Source organism: Pseudogulbenkiania sp. AW2-16 (genome assembly GCF_056824575.1).
The window spans coordinates 3,061,318-3,074,674 of the sequence record NZ_CP157668.1; the positions used below are offsets into that span (position 1 = coordinate 3,061,318).

The window sequence follows — 13,357 nt, forward strand, 5'->3', positions numbered from 1 at the left end:
CATGGCACTGCAATCGCAAGATATCCTGCGCCGGTCGGCTTCCCCTACCCAGCCCCCGGTGGCCAGGGAGCACAAGATCGAGGTCGCCAAGCTGATCGACGTCACCACCTGCATCGGCTGCAAGGCCTGTCAGGTGGCGTGCGCGGAATGGAACGACCTGCGCGACGAGATCGGCAGCAACGTCGGCGTCTACGACAACCCGGCCGATCTGTCGGCGCAGACCTGGACCGTGATGCGCTACAACGAGGTGGAGGAAAACGGCAAGCTCGAATGGCTGATCCGCAAGGACGGCTGCATGCACTGCGCCGATCCGGGCTGCCTGAAGGCGTGCCCGTCTCCGGGTGCGATCATCCAGTACGCCAACGGCATCGTCGACTTCCAGTCGGAGCACTGCATCGGCTGCGGCTATTGCATCTCCGGCTGCCCGTTCGACGTGCCGCGCCTCAGCCAGAAAGACAACAAGGTCTACAAGTGCACCTTGTGCTCCGACCGCGTCATGGTGGGCCAGGAGCCCGCCTGCGTGAAAACGTGCCCGACCGGCGCGATCCGCTTCGGCAGCAAGGAAGACATGACCGCCTTCGCGGGCGAGCGCGTCGAAGACCTGAAGACGCGCGGCTTCCCGAACGCCGGCCTGTACGACCCGCCCGGCGTGGGCGGTACGCACGTGATGTACGTGCTGCACCATGCCGACAGGCCCGGCCTCTACTCCGGTCTGCGCAAGAACCCCACCATCAGCCCCGTGGTCAAGCTGTGGAAAGGCCTGCTCAAGCCGCTGGCCACAATCGGTTTCGCCGCCGCCGGCCTGTTCGGGTTCCTGCACTACATCGGGGTCGGGCCGAACCGGCCGGATGACGACGATGGGGAGGATCAAGCATGAGTCGCGAAAAGCTGATCGTGCGCTACAACGCCGCGGAGCGGATCAACCACTGGCTTGTGGCGCTGTGCTTCGTGCTGCTGGCGTTGTCGGGACTGGCCTTGTTCTACCCCGCCTTCTTCTGGCTCACCGGCATCTTCGGCACGCCGCAACTGGCGCGCATCATCCACCCGTTCGTCGGGGTGCTGATGTTTGTGGGGTTTTTGAGGCAGTTTTTCCGTTACTGGCACCATAACCTGATCAACGCCGAGGACATCAAATGGATGAAATCGGTGGGCAGCGTGCTACGGGGTCACGAGGTGGGCGACATTGGCAAGTACAACGGCGGGCAAAAAGGCCTGTTCTGGCTGATGTGCGTGTGCCTGCTGGCCCTGCTGGCGTCGGGCATCGTGATCTGGCGGCCGTACTTCTCGCCGTCGTTCTCCATCCCGCTGATCCGGGTGGCGCTGTTGACGCATGCGGTGGCCGCGGTGCTGCTTATCGCCGGCATCATCGTCCACATCTACGCGGCGATCTGGGTGAAGGGCACGATCCGGGCCATGGTCGAGGGGGTGGTGACCTACGGCTGGGCGAAGAAACATCATCCGCGCTGGTTCCGCGAAATGACCGGCCAATCGGGCGCAAAGGAGCCTAGGTGAATATTCGTATCGTACCGATCGACAGGCTGGAAGCCGGTGTCGAGCCCAACCCGGCACCAAGCTGGCTGCAGCCCCACCCGGCCACGCTGTACGCGGCCAGGGCGGCCAGGCTGCGGGCGTTGTCGGCCAACCACCCGATGGCCGACTACCTGGGCTTCGTGGCCGATCTGGTGGCGGCCCAGGCGCGGCGGCTGGCCGAGCGGCCGCTGACGCCGCCCGAGGAACTGGCCGGGCTGGTGCAGCACTGCGCCGAGCACGGCATGCCGCCACTGGCCCCGACCGGGTGGCGGGGCCGCCTGCCGTGGCAGGACGACCTCGACGCGCTGCTGGCCACCATCGCCAGCAAGCCCTTGGCGGAGGCCTTGCAGGCGGCCGTGAACCGGCTCGCCCAGGCCAGTCGCAGCGAGCGCGAGGGCTGGGCGAGCGCGCTGCTGTCAGGCGACAGCGCGGCGGGCGGTGTGGCCGTTGCGCCCTTCCTGTGGGCGGCACTGTCGCTCAACTGGAGCCAGCTTGCCGCGGCGATCGATGGCCGGCTGCAGGCCGACCCCGGCGCCGACCGCAGCGTGTGTCCGGTCTGCGCCGCGCCGCCGGTGGCGAGCGTCGTCCGTCTTGGCGCCGAACCCGGCCACCGCTATCTGCATTGCAGCCTGTGCGAGAGCGAATGGCACGTGGTCCGGGCGCAGTGCAGCTGCTGCTCGTCCAGCCGTGATCTCGGCTACTGGTCGCTCGACAGCGTCGAGGCGGCGGTGAAGGCGGAAAGCTGCGGCGACTGCCACAGCTACCTGAAGGTGCTGTACCAGGACAAGGATGTTGCCGTCGAGCCGGTGGCCGATGACCTGGCCAGCCTGGCGCTGGACTGGCACGTCGAAGAGCAGGGTTTTGCCAGTTCCGGGCAGAACCCCTTCCTGTTCGTGCAGTGAGCGTCTCGAGGGGCGGCGGGCTTGTCCCCGGCCGCCCTTTTTATGTCATCATCAACTATCCCTCTCCCTGGCCGGAAACGCTGCGACGAACATCATGGACAGCCAGACCCTGTACAGCCGACTCCCCTCCATCGACAAACTGCTCCTGCGTCCCGATCTGGCCGACGCGCTGCAGCGCCACGGCCGTGAAGCCGTGCTGCGCGCACTGCGCCAGCGGCTCGACCTCGGCGCGCCGCCACATCCGCGAGCATGGCCGCCTGCCCGACTGGGCCAGCGCAGAGACCCCGCTGCTCAACGTAGTGCGCCAAGAGTTGGCCGAACGGCAGCAAATGCAGATGCGCCCGGTCTTCAACCTCACCGGCACCGTGTTGCACACCAACCTGGGGCGTGCGCAGCTGGCCGAGGCCGCCGTGGCGGCGGTCATGCAGGCGATGCGCGCGCCGGTGGCGCTCGAATACGATCTGGACGGGGCCGGCCGCGGGCATCGCGACCAGGTCGTCAGCGAACTCTTGCGCGAGCTGACCGGCGCCGAGGCGGCCTGTGTCGTCAACAACAACGCGGCCGCGGTGCTGATCATGCTGAGCACCATGGCGGCCGGGCGCGAGGTGATCGTGTCGCGGGGCGAGCTGGTGGAAATCGGCGGCGCGTTTCGCATGCCGGACGTAATGCGCCAGGCGGGATGCCGCCTGGTGGAAGTCGGCGCCACCAACCGCACCCACCTGCGCGACTACGCCGAGGCCATCGGCCCCGATACCGCGCTCTTGATGAAGGTCCATACCAGCAACTACGCCATCGAGGGCTTTACCCACAGCGTGAGCGAGGCGGAGCTGGCCCGGCTCGCTGCCGAGCGCGGCGTGCCCCTGGCCACCGATCTTGGCAGCGGCGCGCTGGCCGACATGGCGCGGTTGGGCTTGCCGGCCGAGCCGATGCCGCAGCAGATGATCGCCGCCGGCGTGAATCTGGTCAGTTTTTCCGGTGACAAGCTGCTCGGCGGTCCGCAGGCCGGACTGATCATCGGCGATGCGGCGTGGGTCGCCCGTATCCAGGAGCACCCGCTCAAGCGGGCGTTGCGCTGTGACAAGATGACGCTGGCCGCGCTCGAGGCCACCTTGCGGCTCTACCTCGAGCCGGACAACCTCAACCAGGTGCTGCCGACGCTGCGCCTGCTGACGCGGCCGCAGCAGGCGATGCAGCAGCAGGCCGAACGGCTCTGTCCCGCGCTGCGCCCGCTTTTCGACGAGGCCTTCGTGGTGAGCAGTGAGCCCTGCCTGTCTCAGATCGGCAGCGGTTCGCTGCCGGTGGACCGGTTGCCGAGCTGGGCGATCACGCTGAGCCCGCACGATGGCCGCGGCAGCACCCTCGACAGTCTGTGCCGTGCCCTGCGCGCACTGCCGCGGCCGGTGATCGGCCGGGTGCAGGATGGCCGGCTGTGGCTCGATCTGCGTTGCCTGGAGGATGAAGCCGGTCTGTTGGCCAACCTCGGCCAGCTGCCGTTTGCCGGGGCGGAGACGCGCCCATGATCATCGGCACCGCCGGCCACGTCGACCACGGCAAGACCTCGCTGATCGCCCGCCTGACCAGCACCAACGCCGACCGGCTGCCGGAAGAAAAGCGGCGCGGCATGACCATCGACCTCGGCTACGCCTACCTGGCGTTGCCGGACGGGCGGAGGCTCGGTTTCATCGACGTTCCCGGTCACGAACACTTCCTCTCCAACATGCTGGCCGGCGTGGGCGGCATCGATCACGCGCTGCTGGTGATCGCCGCCGACGACGGTATCATGCCGCAAACCGTCGAGCATCTGGCCATCCTGCATCTGCTGGACATCCCGGCGGTCAGTATTGTCCTGACCAAGTGCGACCTGGTGGCGCCGGAGCGCATCGAGGCCTTGGCCGGCGACATCGCCGCCCTGCTGGCGCCGACCCGTTTTGCCGGCAGCCCGGTGCTGGCGGTTTCCAGCAAGAGCGGGGCCGGGCTGGACGCGCTCGCCAGCCACTTGGGGCAACTGGCCGCACCCCGCTCCGGGGCGCGCGCCGGGCGCTTCCGTCTCGCTATCGACCGCCGTTTCTCGGTGCGGGGGGCGGGTCTGGTGGTGACCGGCACGGCGTTGGCCGGTCAGGTTCGGGTGGGCGACACGCTCTGGCTGACCGGGGTCGGCAAGCCCGTGCGCGTACGCGGAATCCACGCCCAGAACCAGGCGGCCGAATATGGCGAGGCGCATCAGCGCCTGGCGCTCAACCTGAGCGGCGACCTCGCCCTTGATGACGTTGCGCGCGGCGACTGGCTGCTGGCGCACGCACCGCCCGAACCGAGTTCGCGCGTCACGGTGCAACTGCAGGCCGATCTGGCGCTGACGCGCCCCCTCGCTCACTGGCAGGCGGTGCACCTGCACCATGCCGCCAGCCACATCACCGGTCGCCTGGCGCTGCTCGAGCCGCAACGGCTGGATGCCGGCCAATACGGCCTGGCCGAACTGGTGTTCGATGGCGCCTTGTACCTGGCCGACAACGACCGGCTGATCGTGCGCGATGCCTCGGCGCAGACCACCCTCGCCTCGGCGCGCGTGCTGGAGATCACTCCGCCGGCGCGTGCCAAACGCATGGCGGCACGGCTCGCTTATCTCGCCGAGCTGGCCCGTGTTGCTGATGACGACCGGGTGGTGCTCGGCGCCGTCAGCCGTTGGCAGCCGGTCTCTCTGCCGGCCTTCGCCTGGGCGCGCCAGCTGGAAGATGGCCAAGTGGACGAACTGCTCGAGGCGAATCCCCTGAAGCGGGTCGGCGGCAACGAGAGTTGGCTCTATACCCCCCAGCGCTGGGACGGCATGCAGGCCACCCTGCTGGCCACGTTGGCCGAACGCCACGCCAGCCACCCTGACGAGATCGGCGTGGCGCGCAGCGCCCTGCGCCGCATCGCGCTGCCGAAAGAGCCGGCCGCTGCCGCCGACTTGGCGATTGGCGAGTTGATCGACAGCGGCCGCGTTCTCAGCACGCGCGGCTGGCTGCACCTGCCGGAGCACTGCGTCAGCTTCGACGCCGAGGAGGAGGCACTGTGGTCGCGCGCGGCCGCGTTGCTGCAGCGGGACGAGGGTGGCTGGGTGCGTGACGTGGCTCGGGAGCTGGACGAAGATGAGAGCGTGGTGCGTGCCTTGCTGAAGAAAGCCGCGCGCCAGGGGCTGGCGGTCGCGGTCGTCAGCGACCGCTATTACGTGCAGGATCGCCTGCGCCAGATCGCGGCCACGGTACGGCGGCTGGCCGGGGAGCACGGCTTCGTCGAGGCATCCAGCCTGCGCGACGCGCTGGGGCTGGGGCGCAAGCTCGCCATCCAGATTCTCGAGTTTTTCGACCGTAGCGGCTTCACCCGACGGCTAGGCAACCGCCATTGGCTGCGCGACGCGACCCTGTTCGAGGAATGAGCCTGGCTATATGGTGCTTTATCGGCCGATTGCGGGTGCTTATAATGACGTCCGGTAGCAGTGCATTGCTGCTGTACCTGTTTGTCACGGTATTGGAAGAGTCTCGCTCCCGGTGGGGCGGCTGGACTTCAAATTCAGATGGGGCCGCCAGCGGTCCCGGGAGGGTTCGACTCCCTTACTCTTCCGCCCAGCGCCCTGCCGCCGACAGCACCGGCTGACCGCCTGGGTGCCCCCCTTCCCGATACCCCACCTCCCCTGCTCGCCGGCCGTCAGTCCGACTCGCTCGCCCCCTGTGCATTCGTGGTGCCGCGTGGGCTGCTTGCTCCCGGCGCGGTAAACGGCTGCCAAGTGGCCTCCACCGCTCCGGATCGATAAACGCAACGCTGGTGCCGCTTGGGCCATGGCGTGCCAGGTGGCTGTGCTCGCCAGCCCTGAAAGGACAGCGGCCCGACAAGGAAAACCGTGCCGGGCCGCTGCGGGGAGCTCAGGTCAAACCGCGACCTTGCGCATCGGGGCCTTGGTGCGCTGGCGGGATTCCCAGCCCTCGGCGAGGCCCACCGGTACCTCGGCCGGCGGCAGGGGCTGGCGGCCACGCACCAGGTCGGCGGCGCGTTCGGCCAACATGATGGTCGGCGCGTTGAGGTTGCCGTTGGGCTCGGTCGGGAACACCGAGGAGTCGATCACGCGCAGGCCTTCGATGCCGCGTACGCGCAGCTCGGAATCGACCACCGCCATGTCGTCCTCGCCCATGCGGCAGGAGCCGCACGGGTGCATGGTGCTTTCCATGTTGGCACGCACGAAGGCGTCGATCTCGTCGTCGGTCTGCACCTCCGGCCCCGGCGCCAGTTCGACCCCGCGGTAGCGGTCCATGGCCGGCTGGCCGATGATCTCGCGCGTCAGGCGCACGCAGCGGCGGAAGCCTTCCCGGTCCTCTTCGCTCTCCAGGTAGTTGAAGCGGATTTCCGGATGCACGTAGGGGTCGGGCGACACCACGTGCACGTGGCCGCGGCTCTTGGGCTTGTTGGGCCCGGTCAGCACCATGAAGCCGTGCCCCTTGAACGGCTTGTCGCCGTCGTAGCGCATCGCCGCCGGCAGGAAGTGGAACTGGATGTCGGGCCAGCGCAGACCGGCTTCGGAGCGGATGAAGCCGCCCGCCTCGAAGTGGTTGCTGGCGCCCAGGCCGTCCTTGAACAGCAGCCAGCGTAGGCCGATCAGCGCCTTGCCGAACAGCCCCATCTTGCCGTTGAGTGTGACCGGCTCTTTGCAGGCGAACTGGATGTAGATTTCCGAGTGGTCCTGCAGGTTTTCCCCTACCCCCGGCAGATCGTGCTTGACCTCGATACCCGCCCTCTTCAGCACCTTGGCCGGACCGATGCCGGAACGCTGCAGCAGATGCGGCGAGCCGATCGGCCCGGACGATACCAGCACCTCGCGGCGGCAGCGCACGGTGTGGGTGACGCCGTTCTGGTCATAGGTGACGCCGACGGCACGCTTGCCTTCCAGGATGATCTGCCGCGTCATGGCGTGGGTGATGACGGTCAGGTTCGGGCGCTGCATCGACGGGCGCAGGTAGGCGTTGGCGGTGGACCAGCGCACGCCGTTCTTCACCGTCATGTGCATCGCGCCGAAGCCTTCCTGCATGTAGCCGTTGCAGTCCTCGGTCTTGATGTAGCCGGCCTGGGCGCCGGCCTCCACCCAGGCGCCGTACAGCGGGTTCTGCATGTTGTTGCCGTTGTTGGTGGCCAAGGGGCCGCTGTCGCCGCGGTAGTCGTCGCCGCCGAACTTGAAGCTCTCCGCGCGCTTGAAGTAAGGCAGGCAATTGCGGTAGCCCCAGCCCTTGGCCCCCAACTCTTCCCATTGGTCGAAGTCGTAGGCATGGCCGCGAATGTAGACCAGGCCGTTGATCGACGAGGAGCCGCCCAGAACCTTGCCGCGCGGGCAATGCAGGCGGCGGCCGTCGAGGTGGGGTTCGGCAGCGGTTTCGTAGTGCCAGTTGTACTTCTTGGTGTTCATCGGCAGGGAGAACGCGCTCGGCATCTGGATGATGACGCTCTTGTCGCTGCCGCCGTATTCGAGCACCAGTACGGAGACGTTGGCGTCTTCGGTCAGGCGGCTGGCCAGCACGCAGCCGGCCGAGCCGGCGCCGATGATGATGTAGTCAAATTCGTTTGCCATGATGCTTCTCACAGTAAGTTCGCATGCGCCGAACGGCTTACCAGCCTTTGCCTGCGGTGAAATGGGGCGAGGTCTTTTCGATGTGGCGAATGACTTTTTCTTCTTTCTCCAGATCGAGCGTCAGGCACAAGAGGTAGTACGACACGCCGGAGACGATCAGGCCGACCAGCCAGGCCATGTCGACGCTGCCGATCATCTTGGCGAGCGGGCCGACGTACACCTCTTCCGTGCCGTTGAAGATGGTGAAGAACGGGACCATGGCGACGAAGCCGATCAGGTAGGCGATCAGGCCGCGGCTGCCCCAGTGGCCGTAGATGTTGTCGTGCGGCAGGAAAAAGTGCGGGATGGCATAGCGGCCCTTGCGCACGAAGAAGTAGTCGGTCAGGTTGACCGCCGTCCACGGCACCAGGAAGTACAGCATCACCACCAGGTAGATGTTCAGCACCGACAGGCCGGAGCCGGAGGTATAGATGCCCAGGGCCACGCCCACCTGCAGGAACACCACACCCAGGATGGCCCAGATGCGCACCGTGGGTGTCGGGTTGACCTTCTTGAAGGAATCCACCCCGGTGATGGCCGTCAGCTTGGCGCTGTAGATGTTCATCGCGATCACCGGCAGGAAGGCCAGAATGGTGATGGCCACGACCACAGTGCCCAACTGCGGGGCCACGCTGGCGCCGACGCTGTTGAGCGCGACCAGGATATCGGTGGCGTGCAGGTGTTCTCCCAGCCAGCCGCCCACGGCAATCATCCAGGCACCGGACAGCGACGCCCCCAGGAACACCGCCGCGATCAGCTTGCCGCTGGGCGTGTTCTTCGGCAGGTAGCGCGAATAATCCGACACGTACGGGGCATAGGCGATGTTGTAGCTGGCGCCGGCGGCAAACTGGGCGATGAAGCCGATCCAGGTGAAGCCCAGCGGTGCCGCGACGGGCGCGTTGGCCAGCGGTGGCGCATCGTGGATCCAGCCCATCAGCACCGCGAGCGTGACGATGCCGTACAGCGGCAGCGATAGGAACAACGACCATTTGAAGGTCTTGTGCATCCAGTCGTGGCCGAGGATGGCGAGGATGGTGGCCGGCACCGTCACCGCCAGCGCGACTTGCATCGGCCCCCACGCGAACAGCGTCTTCAGGCCCTGCATCATCAGCACTAGGTTGACGATGTTGAAGCCCGCGAACACGAACAGCGTGGCCAAGAGCACCAGCACCACCCCGCGGTAACCGAACTGGGCGCGCGACTGGATCATCTGCGGCAGGCCCAGGTGCGGACCCTGCGAGCCGTGGAAGGCCATGAACAGGGTGCCGAACATGATGCCCAGCGTGCCGGCGATGGTGGTCCACAGCGAGCTCAGGCCGACGCTCGGCCCGACAAAGCCGATGGTCATGGTGAAGAAGGTGAAGTTGCCGACAAACCAGAACGGCCCCTGGGTGGACAGTTTGTCGGTGCGTTCGTGGTCCGGAATGAAGTCAATCGAATGCCCTTCGATTTCCAGCCCGTTTTGCCCTTGAGACGCGGGCGTCTTTTGCGCATCTGATTTCATGGTATCTCCTCATCTCTCTTATGATCCTCGCCGCTACGGATTGCAACGAGGCAAGCCGTCGGCGATGGTCTGGCTGACCGGATAAACCCGGCCAGCATCAGCGCTGAAAATCCACTTCTCCCGGCGGCGTCATTGCGCCGCTCTTGTTGAAATCAAATCGTGCTCAGGGCAGCGTGATCCAGACGGCTTTGGTCTCCATCAGGTAATCCAGCTGTTCCGGGCCGAGGTCCTTGCCGAAGCCGGACTCCTTGAAGCCGCCGAACGGCATCGCCGGGTCGATGGTGCTGTGCGCGTTGACGTACACCGAACCGGCGGCCAGGCGCGGGATCAGGCTGTGCACGCGCCCCAGGTCGTTGGAGTAGATCGCGGCCGCCAGCCCGAACGGCGAGTCGTTCGCCTGCGCCAGGGCATCCTCGATGTCGTCGAACGGCGTGGTGACCAGCACTGGGCCGAAGATTTCCTCGCGCACGATGCTCATATCACTGCGACAGTGCGCGAAGATGGTCGGCTCGACGAAATAACCCGGCCCTTCCAGGGCCTTGCCGCCGTGCACCAGCCGGGCGCCTTCGCGCTGCCCGGCCGCGATGTAGGACATCACCGTATCCTTCTGCTGCGCCGATACCAGCGGGCTGATGAAACAGTCCGGGTCGAGGCCGGGGGCGATTTTCAGGGTGCGGGTGTAGGCGACCAGTTCTTCCAGGAAGCGCTCGTAGACGCTCGAGTGCACGTAGGCGCGGGTGCCGGCATCGCACACCCGGCCGGAGTTGAAGAACACGCCGTTGGCCACGGCGCGCGCCGCGGCCGCGAGGTCGGCGTCGTCCAGCACCAGCACCGGCGACTTGCCGCCCAGCTCGAGCGTGACGCGCTTGAGCTGATCGACCGCGCTTCGGCCAACGTTGCGACCCACCGGGGTGGAGCCGGTGAAGGTCAGCTTGTTGATGCCGGGGTGCGTCGCCATCGCCGCGCCGACCACGCTGCCGCGTCCGGTCACGATATTCACCACGCCGTCCGGAATGCCGGCTTCCTGCACCAGCTCGGCGAAACGCAGGGTGGAGAGCGAGGTCAGCTCGGCCGGCTTGACCACGGTGGTGCAGCCGACGGCGAGCGCCGCGGCGAGCTTCCACGCCATGGTTTGCAGCGGGAAGTTCCACGGCACGATGGCGCCGACCACCCCGATCGGCTCCTTGCGGGTGTAGGCCAGGTAGTTGCCGGGCAAGGACGGTTCGACGGTGCGGCCATGCAGCTTGGAGGCCCAGCCGGCGAAGTAGCGGAAGGTGTCGATGGTGCCCTGGATGTCGACGTCGCGCGCCTGCGACACCGACTTGCCCATATCGATCGCTTCCAGCTCGGCAAGTTCGGTGGCATTGGTCTCGATCAGGTCGGCCAGGCGATGCAGCAGCCGTTCGCGTTCGAGCGGCTTGAGTCGGCGCCATTCGCCACCGTCGAACTGGCGGCGTGCCGCCGCCACCGCGCGGTCGAGGTCGGCGCTGGTGCCGGACGGCACGCGCGTGATCAGGCCTTCGGTCGAGGGCTCGGTCACGGCGAAGGTCTGGCCGTCGCTGCTGTCCACCCACTGCCCGGCGATGAACATCTTCTGCGGTTTGGCGAGGAAGCGACGCGTCGCCTCCGACACGCCGTATCGTTCCAGGTACTGCGCAACACTGCTATCCATGAGGTTTCTCCTGTGTTTCTCCGCCCGCATCGTGGTGTCGGGCTTGGTCTGAATGGGTATGTGGAGGCTTAGCGCTTGGCCTGGGCGCGTTCGTGGAAGATGAAGCCGATGCTGTTCAGCAGCAGTTGCGCCGCCAGGATCGAGGTCAGCCCGGCCGGGTCGTAGGCTGGCGCCACCTCGACCAGGTCCATGCCGACGATGCCGCCATGGCTGCGCTTGGCGAGCGCCTGGATGATTTCCAGCACCTCGTAGTACTGGAAGCCGCCGTGGCTGGGGGTGCCGGTGCCCGGCGCGATGGACGGGTCGAAGCCGTCGATGTCGATGGTGATGTAGTAGTGGGCCGCTTCCGGAATCTGCGCCAGCACGCCCTCGGTGCCGAGGCGACGCACGTCGCGTACCGACAGGATATGGGAGCCGGCGTCGCGTGCCGCGTCGTAGTCGGCGCGATTCGACGACGACACGTTGCGGATGCCCAGCTGGGTCATGCCGGCGATGTGATCCATCTCGGAGGCGCGGCGCAGCGGGTTGCCGTGGCCGTAGCGCACCCCGTGGCGCTCGTCGACGAAGTCGAGGTGGGCGTCGAAATGGATGATGTGGATCGGGCCGCGGCCTTCGTAGGCCTTGATCACCGGGGCGTGGATCGAGTGGTCGCCGCCCAGCACCACCGGCATCGCGCCGGATTCGAGGATCTTGCGCACCGCGAACTCGATGTTGGCGTTGCTGCTGGCCATGTCGGTGTGGACGATGTCGGCATCGCCCACGTCCACCATGCGCACGTCCTCGCGGGTGAGGTACATCACGTCGTCTTCGTGGTCGTAGGCGCCGGCGTGGCCGAACGAAAACAGCGTCGACGCTTCGCGGATGCCGCGAGGACCGAAGCGGGCGCCCGAGCGCCACTGCGTGCCCATGTCGTTGGGCGCGCCAAGGATCGCCACGTCGGCGTCGATACGCTCCCAGTCGAGACAAACCGCCGATTTGGCGAAGGTGCAATGGCCCACGAACGGCAAGTTCAGGCGGCCCGTTTCATACCCGTTATTCTGCATTTCAACTTCTCCACATGGTCTGTGACAGTGAAGGCCGGACTTGAGTACGCCCTGCCTTTTGAGTGACTATGGAGAAAGAAACGGGCCGAAAAAATAAGGAAGATCAGATCTTCAAATCGGAATTTACGAAGTAATTCTCGGGGGAGAAAAGCGGTGAACCAGCTCCAGGACGTTGACCTGAAACTGCTCAGGGTGTTCATGACAATCGTCAAGTGCGGCGGCTTTTCGGCCGCGCAGGCGGCCTTGAACAGCAGCCAGTCGACCATCAGCGAACAGATGAACAGCCTCGAAACCCGCCTTGGGGTCACGCTGTGCGAACGTGGCCGCGGCGGCTTTCGCCTGACGGAGCACGGCGTCGCCACCTACGAGGCCGCGCAGCGGCTGCTGTTGGCGGTGGAGTCGTTCTGCATGGACACCAATGCGCTGCAGCAGCGCATCTCCGGGCGGCTCTACCTGGGCATCATCGACAACACCATCTCCGACGCCGAGTCGCCCCTGCCCAAGACCTTGCGGCAGTTCGTGTCGCGCGGTCACGACGTACAACTCGACGTCTACATCGGCACCCCGGCCGAGCTGGAGGAGCGCGTGCTCGACGGGCGCCTGCACATCGCCATCGGACATTTTCCGCTGCGGGTTCCCGGCCTCTCCTACACACCGCTCTACGATGAGCCCGATGGCCTGTATTGCGGCCGTTACAGCCCGCTCTACGAGCAGCCGCCCAGCGAGGACGAGCTGTTCCGGCGCATCGCGGACAGCCACATCGTGGCCCGAGGCTATCTGCAGCAACGCGACCTGCAACTGCTCCGGGTCAGCAAGGCCACCGCCACCGTCGACAACGTCGAGGCCCAGGCCATCCTGATCCTGTCCGGCGCCTACGTCGGGTTTCTGCCGGTCCACTACGCGGCTCGCTGGGTCGAGAGTGGCGCGATGCGCCAGATCGACCCAGTCCGCTTCAGCTCGCAGTGGCCCTTTACCGCCATCACGCGGCGCGGTGCCTCGCAGCCGGCGGTGCTGCGGGTGTTCATCGACGAACTGACGGCCGTCGTCGGCAAGAGCTAGGCCGAACGGGGGAAGCCGCAA

General features: G+C 66.6%; 10 protein-coding genes, 1 tRNA gene and 1 pseudogene. 8 read left to right on the forward strand and 4 right to left on the reverse strand.

Features of this window, described 5'->3' with window-relative positions:
• The first annotated feature begins 1 nt into the window (after position 1).
• The 7 genes and pseudogenes from fdxH to ABKF58_RS15010 all read left to right on the forward strand — a co-directional run bounded on the left by fdxH (position 2) and on the right by ABKF58_RS15010 (position 6,030).
• Complete coding sequence (gene fdxH / locus ABKF58_RS14980) at positions 2–877, forward strand: formate dehydrogenase subunit beta (protein ID WP_482581634.1); 876 nt, start codon at positions 2–4, stop codon at positions 875–877.
• Positions 874–1,512, forward strand: coding sequence for a formate dehydrogenase subunit gamma (locus tag ABKF58_RS14985; protein WP_482581635.1), 639 nt, complete (start codon positions 874–876; stop codon positions 1,510–1,512). Before fdxH ends, ABKF58_RS14985 begins: the two co-directional genes overlap by 4 nt.
• Positions 1,509–2,432 (forward strand): formate dehydrogenase accessory protein FdhE, encoded by a 924-nt coding sequence (fdhE, locus tag ABKF58_RS14990; RefSeq protein ID WP_482581636.1) that lies wholly within the window; start codon positions 1,509–1,511, stop codon positions 2,430–2,432. The genes ABKF58_RS14985 and fdhE overlap by 4 nt, the downstream gene beginning before the upstream one ends.
• Before the next feature lie 94 nt (positions 2,433–2,526).
• Positions 2,527–2,604: pseudogene (locus tag ABKF58_RS14995) on the forward strand (hypothetical protein); the annotation flags it as partial.
• A 13-nt stretch (positions 2,605–2,617) separates the two neighbouring features.
• Positions 2,618–3,952, forward strand: coding sequence for an L-seryl-tRNA(Sec) selenium transferase (gene selA / locus ABKF58_RS15000; RefSeq protein WP_482581638.1), 1,335 nt, complete (start codon positions 2,618–2,620; stop codon positions 3,950–3,952).
• Entirely contained in the window at positions 3,949–5,844 is a 1,896-nt protein-coding gene (gene selB, locus ABKF58_RS15005; protein WP_482581640.1) for a selenocysteine-specific translation elongation factor, read from the forward strand. Before selA ends, selB begins: the two co-directional genes overlap by 4 nt.
• 94 nt (positions 5,845–5,938) lie before the next feature.
• A tRNA-Sec gene (locus ABKF58_RS15010) sits at positions 5,939–6,030 on the forward strand.
• A 303-nt stretch (positions 6,031–6,333) separates the two neighbouring features.
• On the opposite strand, the gene betA is transcribed toward ABKF58_RS15010, so the two are convergent.
• The 4 genes from betA to speB all read right to left on the reverse strand — a co-directional run bounded on the left by betA (position 6,334) and on the right by speB (position 12,277).
• A complete protein-coding gene (gene betA / locus ABKF58_RS15015; protein WP_482581642.1) occupies positions 6,334–8,019 on the reverse strand; it encodes a choline dehydrogenase in 1,686 nt (561 codons plus the stop codon).
• A 37-nt stretch (positions 8,020–8,056) separates the two neighbouring features.
• Positions 8,057–9,562, reverse strand: coding sequence for a purine-cytosine permease family protein (locus tag ABKF58_RS15020; RefSeq protein WP_482581644.1), 1,506 nt, complete (start codon positions 9,560–9,562; stop codon positions 8,057–8,059).
• Positions 9,563–9,725: 163 nt separating this feature from the next.
• Positions 9,726–11,234 (reverse strand): aldehyde dehydrogenase family protein, encoded by a 1,509-nt coding sequence (locus tag ABKF58_RS15025; RefSeq protein WP_482581646.1) that lies wholly within the window; start codon positions 11,232–11,234, stop codon positions 9,726–9,728.
• Between the two features lie 68 nt (positions 11,235–11,302).
• Positions 11,303–12,277: an agmatinase gene (gene speB / locus ABKF58_RS15030; protein WP_482581648.1), complete on the reverse strand. Its 975-nt coding sequence runs from the start codon at positions 12,275–12,277 to the stop codon at positions 11,303–11,305.
• 153 nt (positions 12,278–12,430) lie between these two features.
• Between speB and ABKF58_RS15035 the strand changes: the two genes are divergently transcribed.
• Positions 12,431–13,336, forward strand: coding sequence for a LysR family transcriptional regulator (locus ABKF58_RS15035; protein WP_482581650.1), 906 nt, complete (start codon positions 12,431–12,433; stop codon positions 13,334–13,336).
• Positions 13,337–13,357 lie beyond the last annotated feature (21 nt).